Origin of the sequence: Solobacterium moorei (assembly GCF_036323475.1) — a bacterium.
GTDB classification, from domain to species: Bacteria; Bacillota_I; Bacilli_A; order Erysipelotrichales; family Erysipelotrichaceae; genus Bulleidia; species Bulleidia moorei.
Window position 1 is genome coordinate 141,942 of the sequence record NZ_AP028934.1, and the last position, 23,702, is coordinate 165,643.

Consider the following 23,702-nt stretch of genomic DNA (forward strand, 5'->3'; position numbering starts at 1 on the left):
GCTCCCTTTAATTGGGGTGCTTTTCCATTTACAGGTTTTGAATTTATATATTTTAAGCTATAATCTAAATAGATATTGGGCATTTTGACCGCACGAAAAGTATACTTTCAAATGAAATTTTTTTGAATTTCTCTTGAAAGCTCCCTTTGAATATAAAGAGATGGTGCTGTTAGGGTCTGATGCTAATGGAGGATAGGTGTTAGATCAACTGCCTTGGGTGAAATGGGATGAAGGCGGTTTAGTTCTAACACCTTTTCGTTTAGTACTAGTTTGGCAATGCTGTAGGGTGATTGGTAATTTAACTTCCTGCGTACATAATTATTTACCTGATTTGATACGAAATTGATGTCGTATTTTGTAAGGCTGTTCATACTGCATCCTTTTGGAATCTTCTCTCTGAAGTGCTCGTGGTTCTTTTCACATTTGCCTTTGTCATCAGAACGTCTAGGCCTTGCGAAATAGATACTGATGAGTTTTTCTCCCGTTTCAGGGTCTGTCTCAAGCGATAGTGGATCATGGAACTCAGTGCCATTATCGGTGAGTATGATAGTGAACGTATCTTTGAATAAGTCGATGCCTAAGAAACTTTTGATAGTATCAAATAGATACGTTACCTCAAACATATTCTTGTGTCGTAAGAGAAAATATAATTGAAGATTGGAACGTCTGTGTAACAGGCTCAGTACACACTTCTCATCGCTCCCTTTCTTCCCGATGATCGTATCCATTTCCCATACGTTTACATCTGGTCCTGCTGTTTCTAGGGCTGCTAGGAAGTCCTCGTATTTGCGTCCTTCGAGGAAATCGTAGTCAATCGATATAGGATGATGCCTTGAAGAACTGCGTTGCGTGTAGCGTACCTGACGTTTTAGGTCGATGTTTGAAATCCCGGGAATCTGGTGCTCACGAATGTATCTATATGCAGTAGAGGCGGATATATTCAGGTCGTTAGTATGGATAATCGTATCGATGGATTGCTTTTTAGGAATATTATTTTGAAATGCCTCCACGATAGATTTCATTTCTGCTTCGCTCTTGCGAGGTCCGGACCTCCATTCTAATTTGTCTTGCGTATATTTATCCTGTGCTATTCGTGCGATGTAGAAGTACTTGGGAAGATGACATTTATGTATGTCAGGACAACCTGAACAGACATAAGGGAATCGCTCTATTCTCTCGCAAACGGGATATGAGACGAAGTCATCACATAGCTCGTTGCAGTCCTTATGCTTACAAGACTTACAATCACCGCTTATGCAATATGTGCATAAGCGATGTTTCTTACAAGAATCTTGACGTCCACATTTGTTCGTCTTATTCGAGTGGACACGTACGACCCTGTGTGCTTTGATTTCTTCACGTACGCATTTCGGTGAATGATTGATAGAGAGTGCTATCTGTTTGAGTTTGATGTCGGAATGATTCAATAGAACTTCTATAGATTTACGTTCTTCTAAAGATAGATGTTTATAACCGCTGGCAACCATATGATTGCCTCCTTTCTTGAACTGCCAGCACCATCTCTAAAGACATCATATTAAAAAAGGGAACCTTCACCAATAATAAAATCAAAAGAGGAACTTTCAAAAATAATTGAGGTTTATGCATACATGGAAATTTTTCTCAAAAAAAGTCATAAAAGTAATTGACAGAGGGATAGATACTTGGTATATTAATACAGCACTCTTCGGAAGGAGAGGAGCAGAGATCTTTGAAAACTGAACAGGAATAAGACACAAAAACAACGTCAAGCAAAAGGATACGAAGGAAAAGACTTCGTAAAATAAAAGAGTCAATCAAATGAAGAGTTTGATCCTGGCTCAGGATGAACGCTGGCGGCGTGCCTAATACATGCAAGTCGAACGCTGGAGATCTAGCTTGCTAGATCGAAGGAGTGGCGAACGGGTGAGTAATACATAAGCAACCTACCCACGAAGACTGGGATAATCTCTGGAAACGGGGACTAATACCGGATAGGTAATCGGAAGGCATCTTCTGGTTATTAAAGGTTAAAAACACTGGTGGATGGGCTTATGGCGCATTAGTTAGTTGGTGAGGTAACGGCCCACCAAGACGATGATGCGTAGCCGGCCTGAGAGGGTGAACGGCCACATTGGGACTGAGACACGGCCCAGACTCCTACGGGAGGCAGCAGTAGGGAATTTTCGGCAATAGGGGCAACCCTGACCGAGCAACGCCGCGTGAGTGAAGACGGCCTTCGGGTTGTAAAGCTCTGTTGTAAGGGAAGAACGGTAGATAGAGAATATCTAAGTGACGGTACCTTACCAGAAAGCCACGGCTAACTACGTGCCAGCAGCCGCGGTAATACGTAGGTGGCGAGCGTTATCCGGAATTATTGGGCGTAAAGGGTGCGTAGGCGGCCTGTTAAGTAAGTGGTTAAATTGTTGGGCTCAACCCAATCCAGCCACTTAAACTGGCAGGCTAGAGTATTGGAGAGGCAAGTGGAATTCCATGTGTAGCGGTAAAATGCGTAGATATATGGAGGAACACCAGTGGCGAAGGCGGCTTGCTAGCCAAAGACTGACGCTCATGCACGAAAGCGTGGGGAGCAAATAGGATTAGATACCCTAGTAGTCCACGCCGTAAACGATGAATACTAAGTATTGGGGAAACTCAGTGCTGCAGCTAACGCAATAAGTATTCCGCCTGTGGAGTATGCACGCAAGTGTGAAACATAAAGGAATTGACGGGGGCCCGCACAAGCGGTGGAGTATGTGGTTTAATTCGACGCAACGCGAAGAACCTTACCAGGCCTTGACATCCCTTGCAAAGCTGTAGAGATACAGTAGAGGTTATCAAGGAGACAGGTGGTGCATGGTTGTCGTCAGCTCGTGTCGTGAGATGTTGGGTTAAGTCCCGCAACGAGCGCAACCCTTGCCTTCAGTTACCAGCATTTAGTTGGGGACTCTGGAGGGACTGCCGGTGATAAACCGGAGGAAGGTGGGGATGACGTCAAATCATCATGCCCCTTATGGCCTGGGCTACACACGTACTACAATGGCTGTTACAACGTGCAGCGACCTAGCGATAGGAAGTGAATCACTAAAAGACAGTCTCAGTTCGGATTGAAGTCTGCAACTCGACTTCATGAAGCTGGAATCGCTAGTAATCGCGGATCAGAATGCCGCGGTGAATACGTTCTCGGGCCTTGTACACACCGCCCGTCATACCATGAGAGCTGGTAATACCCGAAGCCGGTGGCCTAACCGCAAGGAAGGAGCCGTCGAAGGTAGGACTAGTGATTGGGGTCAAGTCGTAACAAGGTATCCCTACGAGAACGTGGGGATGGATCACCTCCTTTCTAAGGAGAAAGATGTGAAGTAACAAGTTGTTGAAGAAGTTTTATTACCTGTTTAGTTTTGAGAGATCTCGCAAGAGGTAGCTCAGAAGGAAGTAGCTGTTCTTTGAAAACTGAATAACAGAAGAAGACAATAGATAGGTCTTTTTCGAAAAGTTGTGATAACAAGATTAACTAAGAAAGTCTAAAACGAAATAGTTAACAGTTCTCGTAAAGCATAAACGTATATAAGTGATTAAATTAGTAAGAGCGTACGGTGGATGTCTTGGCATATAGAGCAGAAGAAGGACGCAGATAACGGCGAAACGCCTCGGGGAGTCGTACACAGGCAACGATCCGGGGGTATCCGAATGGGGAAACCCGATAAAGTTGAAAAGCTTTATCATCCTTAAGCCAATACATAACTTAAGAGAAGGCAACCCAGGGAATTGAAACATCTTAGTACCTGGAGGAGAAGAAAATAAGAATGATTCCGAGAGTAGTGGCGAGCGAAATCGGAGCAGCCCAAACCAGCAAAGAGCTGGGGTAGTAGGACCACGACAAGTGATTGAAAAGAGATAGTCGAATGGCATTGAAAGGTCAGCCACAGAAGGTGCAAGCCCTGTAGGCGAAATCTCGATTCACGCGAGTGGGATCCTGAGTACGTCGGAGCACGTGAAACTCTGACGGAAGCGACCGGGACCATCCGGTAAGGCTAAATACTCCTATATGACCGATAGTGAACCAGTACCATGAGGGAAAGATGAAAAGAACCGCGGGAGCGGAGTGAAATAGATCCTGAAACCGTATGCTTACAAAAAGTCAGAGCACATTAAGGTGTGATGGCGTGCCTTTTGTAGAATGAACCGGCGAGTTATCTTTGCATGCGAGGTTAAGCAGACAATGCGGAGCCGTAGCGAAAGCGAATCTTAATAGGGTGGCAAGTATGTAGAGATAGACCCGAAGCCGTAGTGATCTAGTCATGAGCAGGTTGAAGGCTGGGTGAATCCAGCTGGAGGACCGAACCGACCCCCGTTGAAAAGTTGGCGGATGACTTGTGATTAGCGGAGAAATTCCAATCGAACACGGCGATAGCTGGTTCTCCCCGAAATAGCTTTAGGGCTAGCGTTGAACGAATCTACCCGGAGGTAGAGCACTGAAATCATGCGGGCGGCATCTCGCCGTACCAAATGATATCAAACTCCGAATGCCGGGCAAGAATATTCAGCAGTCAGACTGTGGGTGATAAGGTCCATGGTCAAAAGGGAAACAGCCCAGATCATCAGATAAGGTCCCAAAATTTACGCTAAGTGGAAAAGGATGTGGAGACGCGCAAACAGCTAGGAGGTTGGCTCAGAAGCAGCCATCCTTCAAAGAGTGCGTAACAGCTCACTAGTCGAGTATCTCTGCGCCGAAAATTAACCGGGGCTAAGCGTAATACCGAATCTATGGATTTATACTTAGGTATAAGTGGTAGGGGAGCGTTCCATACAGCATTGAAGGTATACCGTAAGGAGTGCTGGAGCGTATGGAAGTGAGAATGCCGGTGTGAGTAGCGAGATGTGGGTGAGAATCCCACACACCGAAAAACCAAGGTTTCCAGGGGAAGGTTCGTCCGCCCTGGGTAAGTCGGGACCTAAGGCCAGGCCGAAAGGCGTAGTCGATGGATAGCAGGTTGATATTCCTGCACCCGCGAGTAAAGTGATGGAGTGACAGATAGGGTTAACCAGAGTCCTAAATGGATTGGGCAAGGCAAGCAGGAGAGTGGCGTAGGCAAATCCGCGTCGGATACTCAAAGGCTTGACTCAAGCGAACGCGCGAGCAAGTAGTGAAGAAGGTGATACCAGGTCTCGAGAAAAGCTTCTAGCGATAATTTACTAGCGGCCCGTACCAAAACCGACACAGGTGGTTGAGGCGAGTAGCCTAAGGTGAGCGAGAGAACTGTTGCCAAGGAACTCGGCAAATTGACCCCGTACGTTAGCAATAAGGGGTGCTCGAAAGAGCCGCAGTGAATAGGCCCTAGCAACTGTTTAACTAAAACATAGCTCTCTGCGAAGTCGCAAGACGAAGTATAGGGGGTGACACCTGCCCGGTGCTGGAAGGTCAAGGGGATTTGTCAGACGCAAGTCAAAGCATTGAACCGAAGCCCCAGTGAACGGCGGCCGTAACTATAACGGTCCTAAGGTAGCGAAATTCCTTGTCAGGTAAGTTCTGACCCGCACGAAAGGTGTAATGATTTGGGCACTGTCTCGGCAGCAGACTCGGTGAAATCTTAGTACCTGTGAAGATGCAGGTTACCCGCAACTAGACGGAAAGACCCCATGGAGCTTTACTGTAGTCTGCTATTGAGTTTCGGTTAAGTATGCACAGGATAGGTGGGAGACGATGAGACTGGTCTTTCGGGATCAGAGGAGTCACTGTTGGGATACCACTCTTACTTAATTGAAATTCTAACTCTAAGCCGTGATCCGGCTAGAGGACCGTGGCAGATGGGCAGTTTGACTGGGGCGGTCGCCTCCCAAAGAGTAACGGAGGCGCACAAAGGTACTCTCAGAATGGTTGGAAATCATTCAACGAGCGCAAACGCAGAAGAGTGCTTGACTGCGAGACAAACAAGTCGAGCAGGGACGAAAGTCGGTGTTAGTGATCCGGCGGTGCAGAATGGAATGGCCGTCGCTTAACGGATAAAAGCTACCCTGGGGATAACAGGCTGATCTCGCCCAAGAGTTCACATCGACGGCGAGGTTTGGCACCTCGATGTCGGCTCATCGCATCCTGGAGGTGAATTCGCTTCCAAGGGTTGGGCTGTCCGCCCATTAAAGCGGTACGCGAGCTGGGTTCAGAACGTCGTGAGACAGTTCGGTCCCTATCTGTTGTGGGCGTTGGAAATTTGAAGAGAGCTGCCCCTAGTACGAGAGGACCAGGGTGGACGTTCCTACGGTGCACCAGTTGTCACGCCAGTGGCATAGCTGGATAGCTGAGAACGGACCGGATAAACGCTGAAGGCATCTAAGCGTGAAACCGACTCCAAGATTAGATTTCCCATCATTTCAAATGAATAAGACCCCTTGAAGACGACGAGGTTGATAGGTCAGAGATGTAAGTGTAGCGATACATTCAGTTGACTGATACTAATAGGTCGAAGATTTATTCACGAGAGAACGCACACACGACTGTTTGAAAAAGACGAAGTCAGAAACTGTTATTTAGTTTTCAGGGAACAGAAGACCTGAAAGAAGAAAGATCCGGTGATGATGGCGCAGTGGCCACACCTGTATCCATCCCGAACACAGAAGTTAAGCACTGTAGCGGCGAAAATAGCGCAAGCAAATCTAGCACGTTGCCGGGTCATCGAGAGCATGGTTCTCCATCGCTCTCCCTTTTTTTATACTTTTTTATGGGTTTAGATGTACTGGAATGCATAGAGCAAGCAACTGCTATTCATTGAAGATAATTTTTAACAAATACTAGATTTGTGATGGTTGCAAATGCAACTAAAAGAATATTAAATTAGGCCTTAAAATAGGCGTTTTTTTGATGTTTTATGCTTTACAAACAGATGCATGGTGTTATAATAAGCATCGTACTAATTGAGTTACATGTCATGAAATGAAAATTAGAAATATAATTTTCAAAAAAGGTGTTGACAGGTAATTTGATACTTGGTATATTAATACAGCACTCTTCGGAAGGAGAGGAGCAGAGATCTTTGAAAACTGAACAGGAATAAGACACAAAAACAACGTCAAGCAAAAGGATACGAAGGAAAAGACTTCGTAAAATAAAAGAGTCAATCAAATGAAGAGTTTGATCCTGGCTCAGGATGAACGCTGGCGGCGTGCCTAATACATGCAAGTCGAACGCTGGAGATCTAGCTTGCTAGATCGAAGGAGTGGCGAACGGGTGAGTAATACATAAGCAACCTACCCACGAAGACTGGGATAATCTCTGGAAACGGGGACTAATACCGGATAGGTAATCGGAAGGCATCTTCTGGTTATTAAAGGTTAAAAACACTGGTGGATGGGCTTATGGCGCATTAGTTAGTTGGTGAGGTAACGGCCCACCAAGACGATGATGCGTAGCCGGCCTGAGAGGGTGAACGGCCACATTGGGACTGAGACACGGCCCAGACTCCTACGGGAGGCAGCAGTAGGGAATTTTCGGCAATAGGGGCAACCCTGACCGAGCAACGCCGCGTGAGTGAAGACGGCCTTCGGGTTGTAAAGCTCTGTTGTAAGGGAAGAACGGTAGATAGAGAATATCTAAGTGACGGTACCTTACCAGAAAGCCACGGCTAACTACGTGCCAGCAGCCGCGGTAATACGTAGGTGGCGAGCGTTATCCGGAATTATTGGGCGTAAAGGGTGCGTAGGCGGCCTGTTAAGTAAGTGGTTAAATTGTTGGGCTCAACCCAATCCAGCCACTTAAACTGGCAGGCTAGAGTATTGGAGAGGCAAGTGGAATTCCATGTGTAGCGGTAAAATGCGTAGATATATGGAGGAACACCAGTGGCGAAGGCGGCTTGCTAGCCAAAGACTGACGCTCATGCACGAAAGCGTGGGGAGCAAATAGGATTAGATACCCTAGTAGTCCACGCCGTAAACGATGAATACTAAGTATTGGGGAAACTCAGTGCTGCAGCTAACGCAATAAGTATTCCGCCTGTGGAGTATGCACGCAAGTGTGAAACATAAAGGAATTGACGGGGGCCCGCACAAGCGGTGGAGTATGTGGTTTAATTCGACGCAACGCGAAGAACCTTACCAGGCCTTGACATCCCTTGCAAAGCTGTAGAGATACAGTAGAGGTTATCAAGGAGACAGGTGGTGCATGGTTGTCGTCAGCTCGTGTCGTGAGATGTTGGGTTAAGTCCCGCAACGAGCGCAACCCTTGCCTTCAGTTACCAGCATTTAGTTGGGGACTCTGGAGGGACTGCCGGTGATAAACCGGAGGAAGGTGGGGATGACGTCAAATCATCATGCCCCTTATGGCCTGGGCTACACACGTACTACAATGGCTGTTACAACGTGCAGCGACCTAGCGATAGGAAGCGAATCACTAAAAGACAGTCTCAGTTCGGATTGAAGTCTGCAACTCGACTTCATGAAGCTGGAATCGCTAGTAATCGCGGATCAGAATGCCGCGGTGAATACGTTCTCGGGCCTTGTACACACCGCCCGTCATACCATGAGAGCTGGTAATACCCGAAGCCGGTGGCCTAACCGCAAGGAAGGAGCCGTCGAAGGTAGGACTAGTGATTGGGGTCAAGTCGTAACAAGGTATCCCTACGAGAACGTGGGGATGGATCACCTCCTTTCTAAGGAGAAAGATGTGAAGTAACAAGTTGTTGAAGAAGTTTTATTACCTGTTTAGTTTTGAGAGATCTCGCAAGAGGTAGCTCAGAAGGAAGTAGCTGTTCTTTGAAAACTGAATAACAGAAGAAGACAATAGATAGGTCTTTTTCGAAAAGTTGTGATAACAAGATTAACTAAGAAAGTCTAAAACGAAATAGTTAACAGTTCTCGTAAAGCATAAACGTATATAAGTGATTAAATTAGTAAGAGCGTACGGTGGATGTCTTGGCATATAGAGCAGAAGAAGGACGCAGATAACGGCGAAACGCCTCGGGGAGTCGTACACAGGCAACGATCCGGGGGTATCCGAATGGGGAAACCCGATAAAGTTGAAAAGCTTTATCATCCTTAAGCCAATACATAACTTAAGAGAAGGCAACCCAGGGAATTGAAACATCTTAGTACCTGGAGGAGAAGAAAATAAGAATGATTCCGAGAGTAGTGGCGAGCGAAATCGGAGCAGCCCAAACCAGCAAAGAGCTGGGGTAGTAGGACCACGACAAGTGATTGAAAAGAGATAGTCGAATGGCATTGAAAGGTCAGCCACAGAAGGTGCAAGCCCTGTAGGCGAAATCTCGATTCACGCGAGTGGGATCCTGAGTACGTCGGAGCACGTGAAACTCTGACGGAAGCGACCGGGACCATCCGGTAAGGCTAAATACTCCTATATGACCGATAGTGAACCAGTACCATGAGGGAAAGATGAAAAGAACCGCGGGAGCGGAGTGAAATAGATCCTGAAACCGTATGCTTACAAAAAGTCAGAGCACATTAAGGTGTGATGGCGTGCCTTTTGTAGAATGAACCGGCGAGTTATCTTTGCATGCGAGGTTAAGCAGACAATGCGGAGCCGTAGCGAAAGCGAATCTTAATAGGGTGGCAAGTATGTAGAGATAGACCCGAAGCCGTAGTGATCTAGTCATGAGCAGGTTGAAGGCTGGGTGAATCCAGCTGGAGGACCGAACCGACCCCCGTTGAAAAGTTGGCGGATGACTTGTGATTAGCGGAGAAATTCCAATCGAACACGGCGATAGCTGGTTCTCCCCGAAATAGCTTTAGGGCTAGCGTTGAACGAATCTACCCGGAGGTAGAGCACTGAAATCATGCGGGCGGCATCTCGCCGTACCAAATGATATCAAACTCCGAATGCCGGGCAAGAATATTCAGCAGTCAGACTGTGGGTGATAAGGTCCATGGTCAAAAGGGAAACAGCCCAGATCATCAGATAAGGTCCCAAAATTTACGCTAAGTGGAAAAGGATGTGGAGACGCGCAAACAGCTAGGAGGTTGGCTCAGAAGCAGCCATCCTTCAAAGAGTGCGTAACAGCTCACTAGTCGAGTATCTCTGCGCCGAAAATTAACCGGGGCTAAGCGTAATACCGAATCTATGGATTTATACTTAGGTATAAGTGGTAGGGGAGCGTTCCATACAGCATTGAAGGTATACCGTAAGGAGTGCTGGAGCGTATGGAAGTGAGAATGCCGGTGTGAGTAGCGAGATGTGGGTGAGAATCCCACACACCGAAAAACCAAGGTTTCCAGGGGAAGGTTCGTCCGCCCTGGGTAAGTCGGGACCTAAGGCCAGGCCGAAAGGCGTAGTCGATGGATAGCAGGTTGATATTCCTGCACCCGCGAGTAAAGTGATGGAGTGACAGATAGGGTTAACCAGAGTCCTAAATGGATTGGGCAAGGCAAGCAGGAGAGTGGCGTAGGCAAATCCGCGTCGGATACTCAAAGGCTTGACTCAAGCGAACGCGCGAGCAAGTAGTGAAGAAGGTGATACCAGGTCTCGAGAAAAGCTTCTAGCGATAATTTACTAGCGGCCCGTACCAAAACCGACACAGGTGGTTGAGGCGAGTAGCCTAAGGTGAGCGAGAGAACTGTTGCCAAGGAACTCGGCAAATTGACCCCGTACGTTAGCAATAAGGGGTGCTCGAAAGAGCCGCAGTGAATAGGCCCTAGCAACTGTTTAACTAAAACATAGCTCTCTGCGAAGTCGCAAGACGAAGTATAGGGGGTGACACCTGCCCGGTGCTGGAAGGTCAAGGGGATTTGTCAGACGCAAGTCAAAGCATTGAACCGAAGCCCCAGTGAACGGCGGCCGTAACTATAACGGTCCTAAGGTAGCGAAATTCCTTGTCAGGTAAGTTCTGACCCGCACGAAAGGTGTAATGATTTGGGCACTGTCTCGGCAGCAGACTCGGTGAAATCTTAGTACCTGTGAAGATGCAGGTTACCCGCAACTAGACGGAAAGACCCCATGGAGCTTTACTGTAGTCTGCTATTGAGTTTCGGTTAAGTATGCACAGGATAGGTGGGAGACGATGAGACTGGTCTTTCGGGATCAGAGGAGTCACTGTTGGGATACCACTCTTACTTAATTGAAATTCTAACTCTAAGCCGTGATCCGGCTAGAGGACCGTGGCAGATGGGCAGTTTGACTGGGGCGGTCGCCTCCCAAAGAGTAACGGAGGCGCACAAAGGTACTCTCAGAATGGTTGGAAATCATTCAACGAGCGCAAACGCAGAAGAGTGCTTGACTGCGAGACAAACAAGTCGAGCAGGGACGAAAGTCGGTGTTAGTGATCCGGCGGTGCAGAATGGAATGGCCGTCGCTTAACGGATAAAAGCTACCCTGGGGATAACAGGCTGATCTCGCCCAAGAGTTCACATCGACGGCGAGGTTTGGCACCTCGATGTCGGCTCATCGCATCCTGGAGGTGAATTCGCTTCCAAGGGTTGGGCTGTCCGCCCATTAAAGCGGTACGCGAGCTGGGTTCAGAACGTCGTGAGACAGTTCGGTCCCTATCTGTTGTGGGCGTTGGAAATTTGAGGAGAGCTGCCCCTAGTACGAGAGGACCAGGGTGGACGTTCCTACGGTGCACCAGTTGTCACGCCAGTGGCATAGCTGGATAGCTGAGAACGGACCGGATAAACGCTGAAGGCATCTAAGCGTGAAACCGACTCCAAGATTAGATTTCCCATCATTTCAAATGAATAAGACCCCTTGAAGACGACGAGGTTGATAGGTCAGAGATGTAAGTGTAGCGATACATTCAGTTGACTGATACTAATAGGTCGAAGATTTATTCACGAGAGAACGCACACACGACTGTTTGAAAAAGACGAAGTCAGAAACTGTTATTTAGTTTTCAGGGAACAGAAGACCTGAAAGAAGAAAGATCCGGTGATGATGGCGCAGTGGCCACACCTGTATCCATCCCGAACACAGAAGTTAAGCACTGTAGCGGCGAAAATAGCGCAAGCAAATCTAGCACGTTGCCGGGTCATCGAGAGCATGGTTCTCCATCGCTCTCCCTTTTTTTATACTTTTTTATGGGTTTAGATGTTATAATATTATCCATGAAAAGTACAGATAAATATCAATCACGAATCCGCATACTGATTGGTCTTTTTTCGATTTTGTTTGGTGTTTTATTTATCTTATTGATTAAGTTAATGTTTTTTACCTCACGCACATTATCGGAAAAAGATTGTCAAGATTGTTTATCGGTTATACAGACGAATCAGAATAGTTCTGTAGAAACTACGCCAAGTCCTAGTCCTACACCAACTCCTTCTTCGACTCCTGAGCCTACAGCCGTACCAACTATTGATACAACGACAATTACTTCAATTCAGAAGATAACAAATAAGAGTCATCCGATTGATTCTACATATGTGCCATCTGATTTAACAGCAGTTAATGTAAGTTCAAATGGGACACAGTATCTTAGAAGTGAAGCAGCGTCTGAATTAGCAAAGATGTTTACGGCAGCACTTAAGGATGGAGTTAACTTATATTTAGTTAGTGGATATCGTTCTTATGCACAACAATTAGATCTCTATAATACATATGTAAGTACAGACGGGAAAGCTTTAGCAGACACATATGATGCGATTCCGGGTGCTTGTGAACATCAACTTGGATTAGCGGTTGACTTATCTGATGACAATCGTGATCATGATATTGATGCTTCATTTGAAATGACAGCAGCGTACCAATGGCTTATGAAACATAGCTATGAATATGGATATATACTTCGATTCCCACGTGGAAAAGAATCGATAACGAGTATCGCATATAATCCTTGGAGTTTTAGATATATTGGTGCCGAAGAAGCAAAGAAAGTTTATGATTCAGGCTTAACATTAGAAGAGTATTATAAAGTAAATGATTAAGGAAAGATGGAAAATCTTTCCTTAATGTTTTTTTAAAATTTAGTGTAAAATAGTCAAGTACATTTCAGGAGGTAGCGATGGTTAAACAATTAATGAAAAGTATTCGTGAGTTTAAATTAGCGACAATACTGACACCAACGTTTGTGGTTGGTGAAGTCATCATTGAAGCGTTGATTCCATTTTTAATTTCATTATTAATCAATGATATTAAAGCTGGTTGTGATTTATCAGTAATTTTAGGATATGCATGGAAGTTAGTTGTTTTATCACTACTTTCACTATTATGCGGATATTTAGCAGGTATTTATTGCGCAGAGGCTAGTACAGGATTTGCACGTAACTTACGTTATGATATTTTTACTAATATCCAGAAATTTTCCTTTTCAAATATTGATAAATTCTCATCTGCCTCATTAGTTACTCGATTAACAACAGATATTCAAAATGTGCAGATGGCATTCATGATGATTATACGTACCGCTGTACGTGCCCCATTAAACTTAATATTCTCCTTTACAATGGCATATATTATGGGTGGATCAATGGCAGTAATCTTCTTAATCATTATTCCATTCTTAGGAATTGGGCTATATTTGATCGTTAGAACAGTTATGCCAGTATTTAAGAAGGGATTCCCTCTCTTTGATAAGATTACACGTATTGTAGAAGAAAACGTAAAGGGTATTCGTGTTGTGAAATCCTTTGTACGTGAAGAGTATGAAATCAATAAATTTGACGAAACATCAAATGATATTCGTAAAATGTTTACACGTGCAGAACAGATTATCGCTCTGAATAATCCGTTAATGCAGATAAGCATTTATGCGGTTATGTTATTTGTGTTGATGTTTGGTTCTGAAATGATCATCAAAACAAATGCGACAAGTTTAGACGTCGGACAGTTATCTACTTTGATGACTTATGGATTCCAAATTATGGTTTCCTTGATGATGTTATCGATGGTGTTTGTGATGATTACTTTCTCTGAAGAATCATGCAAGCGTATCGTTGAGGTGTTAAACGAAAAGAGCTCAATTACTTCAAAAGAAAATGCGATTACAGAAGTGAAGGATGGCTCGATTGATTTTGATCATGTTCGTTTCAAATATTCTCGAGCTGCAGAAAGACCAGTTCTAGAAGATATTGATGTACATATTAAGTCTGGTGAAACCATCGGTATCATTGGTGGAACGGGTTCGGCAAAGTCTTCTTTTGTACAGTTGATTCCTCGTCTATACGATGTTACCGAAGGTACAGTACGTGTTGGCAAAGAAGATGTTAGAGACTATGACCTTGTGACATTACGTGATTCCGTTGCGATGGTATTGCAGAAGAATGTGTTATTCTCCGGTACAATTGCGGATAATATCCGGTGGGGTAATAAGGATGCAACATTAGAAGAAGTGAAGCATGTATGTCATTTGGCTTGCGCAGATGAGTTTATAGAGCAGATGCCAGATGGTTATGATACTTGGATTGAACAGGGTGGAACAAACGTTTCTGGGGGTCAGAAGCAACGACTCTGTATCGCAAGAGCTCTCTTAAAGCAACCAAAGATTTTGATTATGGATGACTCAACATCTGCAGTAGATACAAAGACAGACGCAATCATCCGTAAGGCGATGAAAGAATATATCCCAGAAACAACAAAGATTATCATTGCCCAAAGAACTTCATCCGTAGAAGATGCGGACCGAATCATCGTATTGGATAGCGGTAAGATCGATGCGATTGGTACAAGTGAAGAATTACTAAAGACAAATCAAATCTACCGTGAAGTATATCTATCTCAGAATAAACAAGGCACTGAGGAAATCGTGGAAGAAGGAGGTGTTCGTTAATATGAATCAGAAACAAACGAATCGTAAAAAATCCTTCAGGAGAATTATGAAGATGGTACTATCCTACTATCCAATTTTATTTCCGCTGATTGTAGTATTAATCATTATCAATGCAATTTTAGGTACTTTACCATCTATTTTCCAGCAAAACGTCATCGCTGTATTACAACAAGCTTGGGGTCAAGGTTGGACTTGGGAAGTCACAAAGCCACATATAGTTGAACTAGTTGGAACTCTAGCGATGGTTTATTTCATCGCATTAATTATCGGTATTGCATATACGCAGTTAATGGCATTCTTCACACAAGGCGTTCTACATAAGATACGTAAAGAAGTATTTGCGCATATGCAGAAGCTGCCTATTCGTTATTTCGATATACATCCTCATGGTGATATCATGTCTCACTATACGAATGATATCGATGCAATGCGGCAGATGATTTCACAGAGTTTCCCACAGTTATTGATTTCGATTGTTACAATCATAACGATTATCGCTATCATGTTCTATTATAGTATTCCAATGGCGGTAGTTATTTTGATTGGTGCAGCAGTATCCATTGAGATTACACGTAAGCTAGGCGGTCTTTCTGCAAAGTACTTCATCTTACAGCAGAAGGCAACCGGTAAGACAGAGGGTGTGATTGAAGAAATGGTGAATGGACAGAAGGTTATCAAAGTGTTCAACCACCAAGATGAAGCTGAGGAGATTTTCAACCGAGCAAATAATGAACTCTATGAAGCTTCCAATACGGCTAATCGTTATTCCAATATCTTGATGCCAGTTTTAAACAACGTGAACTATTTAATTTATGTATTCGTTGCGGTAGCTGGTGGTATCTTCATTCAAGAGAAATTCCCAAACTTATCAATTTCAGGTTTGCCATTCTCGATTGCAGTTATTGTGCCATTCTTGGGAATGTCACGCCAGTTCGCAGGTATGATTCAGCAGATTTCTCCACAGATTAACTCGATTGTAATGGGACTTGCGGGTGCTGAACGCGTCTTTGAATTACTTGATCAAGAGCCTGAAGTAGATGATGGAATTGTAACACTTGTTAATGCGACAGAAAAGGATGGTGAGCTCAAGGAAACAAACGAGCAGACAGAACTTTGGGCTTGGAAGTATCCACATGAAGATGGAACAGTTTCCTATACGAAGGTGGCTGGTGATGTTCGTTTTGCGAGTGTGGACTTTGCGTATAATCCAGATAAGATGATCTTGCATAATGTGACTCTGTTTGGTAAGCCTGGTCAAAAAATTGCCTTTGTAGGTGCGACAGGTGCGGGTAAGACAACGATTACTAACCTCATTAACCGTTTCTATGACATCGCAGATGGAAAGATTCGTTATGATGGTATCAATATCAATAAGATTAAGAAATCTTCTTTACGTAAGTCTTTAGGCATCGTATTACAGGATACCGTATTGTTTACAGGTACTGTTATGGATAACATTCGTTATGGGCGCTTAACAGCGACAGATGAGGAATGTATCGCAGCAGCGAAGCTTGCTGGTGCAGATGGCTTTATTCGTCACTTACCACAAGGCTATCAAACGATGTTAAATGGAGATGGTTCTAATCTTTCGCAAGGTCAGTGCCAGCTCTTGGCAATCGCTAGAGCAGCAGTCGCCGATCCTCCAGTGATGATTATGGATGAGGCTACTTCTTCTATCGATACACGTACAGAGCAGATTGTACAGACGGGTATGGACCGTTTGATGAATGGACGTACTGTATTTGTTATCGCTCATCGTCTATCTACGGTTAAGAATTCAAATGTGATTATCGTATTAGACCATGGACGTATTATTGAACGTGGTACTCATGAAGAATTACTTGCCCAAAAGGGTCAGTACTACCAGTTATATACAGGTGCGTTTGAATTAGAATAGACATAAAAAAGTTTATGCGTATGTGCATAAACTTTTTTAGAAGAATTTTAGTTTTCTCTTTTTCGCTTCTCCAACTAAATCAATATCTTGTACATAGTTTAAATCAAGTCCTTCCACTACAGATAGAGCACGATTTAGGTTTTGGTCAGTTAAGAATTGTTTTGGGTCATGTACATCCAAACCAATGATAATTGGACATTTCTTCTTTGCAAAAATTTCAAAGAAAGCTCTAGTAGGATAGGCATAACGTTCACCATCGAGATACTCTTTTTTACCAAGCCGTACACCAGTACCACAATTTAATTCGAGAGGAATATCGTAAAATCGAGATATATCTGCAATCTTTTCGGCAGCCTTTAGGACACTCTCATCAATTCTTGGATATTTCCATAGAAATACATCAGGATGGGCAATATAATCACACATATAATGTTGGCAAGCTTCCTCTAAACATTTCACGTAGAGTTCTACTTGGTCTTTATTTTCAAATTCATAGACACTATCTTTATCAATAGTAAGGTTGTGCTGTCCTAAAATGATATAATCTAGTGTCTTTCGATACTCACGAATAGTATCCCATTGACTTGGATAATATTCGATTTCCATGCCAAGATGAATATCAATTTGAGCAGCGTATTTTTCTTGTAATGAACGAATGGATTGATAATAATCGGGGATTTGTTCAATATTCATGCGTAATCCAGGACATGGTGTAGGATATGCGGCATGGTCACTAAATCCAAGAACTGTTAAACCTGCTTGAACAGCAGCTTGTACATATTCTTCATCTGCACCAATCGCATGTCCACAACGGGCAGTATGTGTGTGATAATTTGCTTTAATCATGGGGTATACCTCCAAAACGAAGAAATTATAACATTCATATTAGAGATTGACAAAATGCTCAAAAGTAATATCATAATAATTGAATAGTTGTTCAATCGTTATATATATTAGAGGTATTAAAATGGAATATAAATATCGTGTTGTAGGAATTGATTGTGCAGATTGTGCTGCAGAACTAGCAGAGGAAATTAGAAAAATAGATGGCGTATTGAGTGCGGATATTCACTTTATGCAGCAGAAGATGTTTTTTGCCTGTGAAGAAAAAAATCATTCTGTGATTGAACAGAAGGTTTTTGACATTATCCATGACGACGAACCGGATGCTGTGATTACGGCTCTACACGAAGAACCAAAACATCTCTTTAAATTTAATATTAAGAATATCGATTGTGCAGATTGTGCAAATGAGATTGCGGAAAAGGCAATGGAAATCGAAGGTGTAGAGCATGCGGAAGCTGACTTCATGCATGCGATTCTACGCGTACAGTTTGCGACAGCTGAATATACACGCATTGAAAATGAACTACGTGAAATGATTGCTAGAGAAGAACCAGAAGTTGAATTCTCGCGGTATTATGTAGAACAAAAGATTGAAAAGAAAGAAAACCATAGTACACAAATTATGATAGCTCGATTGGTATTGGGTGCACTATTATTTGGTCTATCCTTCTTACTCACAGGAATCACAAGTAATATTTCAACACTACTTGCGTATATCATTCTTGGCTATGACGTTATCTATAAAGCCTTCAATAATTTAAGACGAGGAAATCTATTAGACGAGCATTTCCTTATGACTATCGCAACTTTTGCGGCGTTATATTTAAGCGATTGGAAGGAAGCAACTGGGGTTATGTTATTCTACCAGATTGGGGAATTCTTCCAGGATTTAGCAGTGGAACATTCTCGTAGGTCCATCACATCCTTGATGGATATTCGCCCAGACTATGCATACGTACAAAGTGGAACAGAGTTTGTCAAAGTTGATCCAACAGAGGTGCAAATTGGCGATATTATTCAAGTAAAACCAGGAGAACGTATTCCTTTAGATGGTGTTATTGTGACTGGAAGTTCTTCTCTTGATACAGCATCTCTAACAGGTGAATCAAATCTACGTGATGTGGATGTAAATGATGAGGTAATCTCAGGTGTTGTAAATACAAGCGGTGTGTTATTAATTCGTACAACAAAAGAATTCGCACAATCAACAGTTTCAAGAATTCTAAATATCATCGAAGAAAATAACGAGACAAAGTCAAAACAAGAAAAGTTCATTACAAAGTTCTCTCATTACTACACTCCTACAGTTGTTGCATTAGCAATTCTTGTAGCTATTATAGTGGCGATTTTGACTGGTGATATTAATGAGGGTATCTATCGTGCTTGTACATTTTTGGTTATCTCTTGTCCATGTGCATTAGTGATTTCTATTCCACTTTCGTTCTTTGCGGGAATTGGTGGATTATCCATGCATGGCATCATGTTAAAAGGAGCAAATTACGTTGAAAAGATTGCGAGGATTCGTACAATTGTATTTGATAAAACGGGCACTTTAACAACAGGACAGTTTGCAGTAAATCGTTTATTAGATAGTAGAGATGACGAAAAACTACTAAAACTTGCAGCCTATGCGGAAAGTTATTCAAATCATCCAATTGCTAGAGCAATTCAAAACGCATATCAATTTGAGATTGATCAAGCAAAGATTTCTGATATGCAAGAGATCGCAGGTAGAGGCATTTCAATTGCATTAGAAAACCATCAAGTGCTCGCTGGTAATTATAAGATGATGGAAGAAAATAATGTGGATTGTAAACAATACACAGAGCCAGGAACCTATGTATATGTAGCAGAGGATGGTATCTTCTTGGGTTGTATTTTATTGAAGGATACAGTTAAGCAGGATGCAGCTAATGCAATACAGCACTTAAATAAGAATCATGCATGCATGATGGTATCTGGTGATGCGAAAGAAATCTGCCAAGAGGTAGGCAAGCAACTGGGTATTGATTCTATCTATGGTGGATGTTTACCAGAAGATAAGATTACATGCGTGAATACTGTCAAGAAAGATGGTGTAGTCGCATTTGTGGGTGATGGTGTTAATGATGTACCAGTGATGAGAAGTGCCGATATTGGTTTTGCGATGGGATCACTTGGCAGTGATGCGGCAATTGAAGCGGCAGATGTCATCATCACGGATGATAATCTGAATAAGATTGACATAACTATTCAACAAGCTAAGAGAATCATTCGCATTGCAAATCAAAATATTATCTTCGCAATTGCGATTAAAGTACTCGCATTAGTATTAGGCGCTCTCGGTATTGCGAACATGTGGATGGCAATCTTTGCGGATACTGGAGTTGCGATGCTATGTGTCATTAACGCAGTTCGACTTCTTCACATCTGGGAATAATTAGTATTCCTATATTTGCAAGTATGGTAAAATAACCATGTGGTAAAGGAGGTTATCTTATGCGTATATTAGATATCGTATCGGTGATTATCCTGATACTCGTAGCTGTATTAGGCGTGCTATATTGGCAAGTAAAAAGGAGCAAGAAATGAAGAAATTTATAACTGCTTTACTAGTGAATGTAATTTCGCTTTGGGTAATTGATTACCTCATGAGTTCTATATATATCGCAACACCAAATGCGTTATTTGCGATTGCCTTTGTACTAATGATTTTGAATGCGACTTTGAAACCGCTAATGAAATTAATCTTCTTGCCAGTTACATTCTTGAGCTTCGGGTTATTTTCGTTGATTATCAATGCAGTTGTACTCGCAACAGCGTTTAGTTTTGCGCCAGGCTCATATATTATGGGATTTCCATCAGCGTTTATCGCAAGTGTTCTCTTATCGATTGCGAATTCCGCTATTAATTCTTATATTGAATAAAACATCGTACGAATGAAGTGCGATGTTTTTTATGGTGGGTTGTATTATCTTACATAAAATATAATAATGATAATGAATGATTTAGATAATAAGAGGTAGATATGTCCCAACTGGAAAGGATGATTAAAAAATCCACATTGAAGTATGCGATGATTGCATTTGGGTTTTGTATTTTATCAGAAATCATCAGCCTGATATCTCCAAGATTAATGCAATATATTATTGATACAGTTATCCCGCAGAGAAACATGCATACAATTATTTTAAGTATTCTTATTTTTGTATCGATACCACTATTGCATATATGCGTAAAATCAATTTTTAATTACTTTGCGATTGTATTTGCAAGAAACAAGGGGAATGAGTATGCAATTCAATTGATGGGAAAGCTTATTCATCAACCACTCCGCTTTTTTGATACACACAATTCTATTGAATTATTGACGGAATCAGGTAGAGAGCTTTCTAACTTATTATTGTTCTATATTAAAGATATTCCTAGTTACTATAGTGCAATTCTATCTTCAATCATTATCTTTATAATTTTGTGTTCTTATCACCCTGTGATAGGGATATTCCAAATATTATTCTTACCGCTTAGTATTATTCCGGTTAGATTTATTCATATTAAGTTAGAGGGATTAGTTAATAATGTTCTTGAAAAGAATGCAAAGAATAATCAGTTGAAAGCGGATATTTTCAAGAATATAGACTACATTAAGAGTAATAATCTTGAGACATTTTATATCAATAAGATTAAAGAGAATAATGATGCGATTGTTTCTGTCTGGGGAAGTGTCGCTTCTATGGAATCGCTAGCTGGTGTATGGATCAATGGATTCATGACATCTCTATTTACGGGACTATCATTTGGTATTGTTGCGTTATTGATGATGTATACAACACAGCTTACAGTTGGAACAATTATTTCTGTAGTAAGCTATTGTGAGTTGTTGTATTCCTATCTAAATACAGTATTCTCGACAGAAATTGAAAAAGGAAAGTTCAAAGGCGAATTTACAAAGACAAAGGAATTGTTTGAATTAGTCTCTGATACTTCGAAAAATCAGCATCCATTTTCATTTAAACGAGCAATTCAATTTCATAAAGTAGATTTTCAATACACGAACACACGTATCTTAAAAGAACTGACAATGGTATTACCAGCTCATAAATGGACAGTCATATTGGGTGAAAGTGGTGTTGGGAAAAGTACAATTTTAAAACTGATAGAAAAATTCTACACAGAGTATGAAGGGAAAATCATGGTTGATGATATATCACTGAAGGATATTGATAATCATGATTTAAGAAGTAAGGTAGCTTATTTATCACAATCACCTTCTTTATTCCCAGGTAGTATTCGCAGTAATTTAACAGTTGGTAACGATACAATCACAGATGAAATGATTTGGGGAGTATTAGAAACTGTGAATATGAAAGAGTATGTTTCATCGTTGGATGATGCTTTGGATACTGATGTTTTTGAAGCAGGTAAAATTATGTCTACTGGACAGAAACAGCGTTTGTGCATCGCAAGAGCGTTATTGAGAAACGTAGAGATATATTTATTGGATGAAATTACATCAAATGTAGATCCTGAAAATACGCAATTGATTTTATCTTATTTCAAAGAACTTTCAAAAGATGGAAAGACAATCATTAGTGTTACTCATGATAGGGAATACATTCCGTTTGCGGATATGATATATGAATTATGTAATGGAAAGGACGCAACCATAGTTTCTGAAATTCAATGATAGCTATATAAGAGGATAAATTTTGATTGTTTATAGGAGCATATAAGAGAAATTGTATGCTCTTTTGTGATTATGCGGCAACATTATTACAATATCTGATATAATTTTTATCGATATGAGAACAGTAATTCAAAGAGTAAAGCATGCAAGTGTTACCATCGATGGAGTAGTAAATGGGAAAATCGATCAAGGTTTTCTATTATTAGTTGGAATCAAAGATGGTGACACAGAAGCAGTTGTAGAAAAGATGGCAGACAAGATTGCCAAAATGCGTATTTTCGATGATGAAAATGGAAAGATGAATCTAGCATTACAACAAGTAGGAGGTGCGATTCTATCAATTTCACAGTTTACGTTATTCGCAAACTGCAAAAAAGGGAATCGCCCAAGCTTTGATGGGGCTGGAAAGCCTGAACATGCCAAAGCGATGTATCTATACTTTAACGAAGTATTGCGACGCTATGGTTTACAAGTAGAAGAAGGCATCTTTGCGGCAGATATGAAAGTTGAGTTGCTCAATGATGGGCCTATCACAATATGTCTAGATTCGGAGGATTTAAAATGACACAAATTATCTACGGTAGTGAATTATCTGCCGAATTAAAAGAAAATATGCGTTCAAAGGTGGAATCTTGGGTATCCATAGGTATGAGAACCCCCTGTCTTGCGGTTATCCTTGTAGGAGATAATCCGGCATCTGAGTCTTATGTACGTGGAAAAGAAAAGGCTTGTGCAGCCGTTGGTATTAAAACCAATACGATTCGTTTATCTTCTTCTATCTCCCAAGAGGAATTAGAGAAGATAATCTGTGATTGTACGAAGGATGATACGGTTGATGGAATCTTGATTCAATTACCATTACCTGAAGGCTTTGATGAAGATAGAGCGATAGCTTGCATCGATCCACAAAAGGATGTGGATGGACTTCATCCATTGAACTTTGGAAGATTCTTTATGAATCAACCATCCTTTGTGCCATGTACACCACTAGGTATTATGGAACTCTTAAAACGTATGGAATGTAATCCTAAGGGTAAGCATGCGGTCGTAATTGGTCGTTCTAAATTGGTGGGGACACCAGTAGCTCGTTTATTGCAGAATGCAAATGCGACTGTAACAATTTGCCATTCCCATACTGCAAACTTAAAAGAACTTACAAACTTAGCAGATATCTTAATTGTCGCAGTAGGTAAGCCAAAGATGATTGATGCTCAATATGTCAAAGAAGGTGCATATGTCATTGACGTTGGTGTAAATAGTGTTGATGGGCATTTATGCGGCGATGTGGATTTTGAATCGGTAGCTCCTAAGGCAGGTGCGATTACACCTGTACCAAAGGGTGTTGGTCCAATGACCATTTGTATGTTATTACAAAATACAATCACCGCATATGAAAAGAGGCAGGGACTATGATTAGTGATTTTAATCTAAACGATACGGTTGAAATGAAAAAGGAACATCCATGCAAGAAATCCAAGTATTGGAAAGTGATTCGTATGGGTGCTGATATTAAAATCAAGTGTTTAGGCTGTGGTGCAGTCGTGATGTTTCCGCGACATGAATTTGAGCGTAAGCTGAAGAAGATTATTGAAAAAGCACCACAGGAATAAGAGGA

Annotated in this window: 11 protein-coding genes and 6 rRNA genes; 15 read left to right on the plus strand and 2 right to left on the minus strand. The window is 42.0% G+C overall.

Going from position 1 to position 23,702, the window contains the following annotated elements:
* Positions 1 to 182: 182 nt before the first annotated feature.
* Entirely contained in the window at positions 183 to 1,487 is a 1,305-nt protein-coding gene (locus RGT18_RS00685) for an IS30 family transposase (RefSeq protein WP_338174720.1), read from the minus strand.
* Between the two features lie 310 nt (positions 1,488 to 1,797).
* Here RGT18_RS00685 and RGT18_RS00690 point away from each other — a divergent pair.
* The 9 genes from RGT18_RS00690 (at position 1,798) to RGT18_RS00730 (ending at position 16,575) form a co-directional block, all read left to right on the plus strand.
* A 16S ribosomal RNA gene (locus RGT18_RS00690) occupies positions 1,798 to 3,322 on the plus strand.
* A gap of 230 nt (positions 3,323 to 3,552) precedes the next feature.
* A 23S ribosomal RNA gene (locus RGT18_RS00695) occupies positions 3,553 to 6,453 on the plus strand.
* A gap of 89 nt (positions 6,454 to 6,542) precedes the next feature.
* Positions 6,543 to 6,647, plus strand: a 5S ribosomal RNA gene (rrf, locus tag RGT18_RS00700).
* A gap of 446 nt (positions 6,648 to 7,093) precedes the next feature.
* A 16S ribosomal RNA gene (locus tag RGT18_RS00705) occupies positions 7,094 to 8,618 on the plus strand.
* A gap of 230 nt (positions 8,619 to 8,848) precedes the next feature.
* Positions 8,849 to 11,749 (plus strand): 23S ribosomal RNA (locus tag RGT18_RS00710).
* Positions 11,750 to 11,838: 89 nt separating this feature from the next.
* A 5S ribosomal RNA gene (gene rrf, locus RGT18_RS00715) occupies positions 11,839 to 11,943 on the plus strand.
* Together the 16S, 23S and 5S rRNA genes form the textbook arrangement of a ribosomal RNA operon.
* A gap of 75 nt (positions 11,944 to 12,018) precedes the next feature.
* On the plus strand, positions 12,019 to 12,837 hold the full coding sequence (locus RGT18_RS00720; protein ID WP_162141209.1) for a M15 family metallopeptidase: 819 nt from the start codon (positions 12,019 to 12,021) through the stop codon (positions 12,835 to 12,837).
* A gap of 77 nt (positions 12,838 to 12,914) precedes the next feature.
* A complete protein-coding gene (locus RGT18_RS00725; protein ID WP_028077547.1) occupies positions 12,915 to 14,678 on the plus strand; it encodes an ABC transporter ATP-binding protein in 1,764 nt (587 codons plus the stop codon).
* A gap of 1 nt (position 14,679) precedes the next feature.
* Positions 14,680 to 16,575, plus strand: a complete 1,896-nt coding sequence (locus tag RGT18_RS00730; protein WP_028077546.1) for an ABC transporter ATP-binding protein — start codon at positions 14,680 to 14,682, stop codon at positions 16,573 to 16,575.
* Positions 16,576 to 16,611: 36 nt separating this feature from the next.
* Here RGT18_RS00730 and RGT18_RS00735 read toward each other — a convergent pair whose 3' ends face one another.
* On the minus strand, positions 16,612 to 17,421 hold the full coding sequence (locus RGT18_RS00735; RefSeq protein WP_051240895.1) for a histidinol-phosphatase: 810 nt from the start codon (positions 17,419 to 17,421) through the stop codon (positions 16,612 to 16,614).
* 121 nt (positions 17,422 to 17,542) lie between these two features.
* On the opposite strand from RGT18_RS00735, the gene RGT18_RS00740 reads away from it, so the two are divergent.
* The 6 genes from RGT18_RS00740 (at position 17,543) to RGT18_RS00765 (ending at position 23,697) form a co-directional block, all read left to right on the plus strand.
* Positions 17,543 to 19,840, plus strand: a complete 2,298-nt coding sequence (locus tag RGT18_RS00740) for a heavy metal translocating P-type ATPase (protein ID WP_037403447.1) — start codon at positions 17,543 to 17,545, stop codon at positions 19,838 to 19,840.
* A gap of 148 nt (positions 19,841 to 19,988) precedes the next feature.
* Entirely contained in the window at positions 19,989 to 20,327 is a 339-nt protein-coding gene (locus tag RGT18_RS00745) for a phage holin family protein (protein WP_028077544.1), read from the plus strand.
* A gap of 101 nt (positions 20,328 to 20,428) precedes the next feature.
* Entirely contained in the window at positions 20,429 to 22,087 is a 1,659-nt protein-coding gene (locus tag RGT18_RS00750; RefSeq protein ID WP_028077543.1) for an ATP-binding cassette domain-containing protein, read from the plus strand.
* A 115-nt stretch (positions 22,088 to 22,202) separates the two neighbouring features.
* On the plus strand, positions 22,203 to 22,652 hold the full coding sequence (dtd, locus tag RGT18_RS00755; RefSeq protein WP_006526695.1) for a D-aminoacyl-tRNA deacylase: 450 nt from the start codon (positions 22,203 to 22,205) through the stop codon (positions 22,650 to 22,652).
* Positions 22,649 to 23,500, plus strand: coding sequence for a bifunctional methylenetetrahydrofolate dehydrogenase/methenyltetrahydrofolate cyclohydrolase FolD (folD, locus tag RGT18_RS00760; RefSeq protein ID WP_028077542.1), 852 nt, complete (start codon positions 22,649 to 22,651; stop codon positions 23,498 to 23,500). The genes dtd and folD overlap by 4 nt, the downstream gene beginning before the upstream one ends.
* The gene (locus RGT18_RS00765) at positions 23,497 to 23,697 is read left to right on the plus strand and encodes a DUF951 domain-containing protein (RefSeq protein ID WP_006526697.1); all 201 of its coding nucleotides are present in this window, start codon (positions 23,497 to 23,499) and stop codon (positions 23,695 to 23,697) included. The genes folD and RGT18_RS00765 overlap by 4 nt, the downstream gene beginning before the upstream one ends.
* Positions 23,698 to 23,702 lie beyond the last annotated feature (5 nt).

What these genes read in the sequence shown, in the direction of transcription:
- RGT18_RS00685 (WP_338174720.1), bottom strand. Translation starts at nt 1,487, where the DNA reads ATGGTTGCCAGCGGTTATAAACATCTATCTTTAGAAGAACGTAAATCT.
- RGT18_RS00720 (WP_162141209.1), top strand. Translation starts at nt 12,019, where the DNA reads ATGAAAAGTACAGATAAATATCAATCACGAATCCGCATACTGATTGGT.
- RGT18_RS00725 (WP_028077547.1), top strand. Translation starts at nt 12,915, where the DNA reads ATGGTTAAACAATTAATGAAAAGTATTCGTGAGTTTAAATTAGCGACA.
- RGT18_RS00730 (WP_028077546.1), top strand. Translation starts at nt 14,680, where the DNA reads ATGAATCAGAAACAAACGAATCGTAAAAAATCCTTCAGGAGAATTATG.
- RGT18_RS00735 (WP_051240895.1), bottom strand. Translation starts at nt 17,421, where the DNA reads ATGATTAAAGCAAATTATCACACACATACTGCCCGTTGTGGACATGCG.
- RGT18_RS00740 (WP_037403447.1), top strand. Translation starts at nt 17,543, where the DNA reads ATGGAATATAAATATCGTGTTGTAGGAATTGATTGTGCAGATTGTGCT.
- RGT18_RS00745 (WP_028077544.1), top strand. Translation starts at nt 19,989, where the DNA reads ATGAAGAAATTTATAACTGCTTTACTAGTGAATGTAATTTCGCTTTGG.
- RGT18_RS00750 (WP_028077543.1), top strand. Translation starts at nt 20,429, where the DNA reads ATGTCCCAACTGGAAAGGATGATTAAAAAATCCACATTGAAGTATGCG.
- dtd (WP_006526695.1), top strand. Translation starts at nt 22,203, where the DNA reads ATGAGAACAGTAATTCAAAGAGTAAAGCATGCAAGTGTTACCATCGAT.
- folD (WP_028077542.1), top strand. Translation starts at nt 22,649, where the DNA reads ATGACACAAATTATCTACGGTAGTGAATTATCTGCCGAATTAAAAGAA.
- RGT18_RS00765 (WP_006526697.1), top strand. Translation starts at nt 23,497, where the DNA reads ATGATTAGTGATTTTAATCTAAACGATACGGTTGAAATGAAAAAGGAA.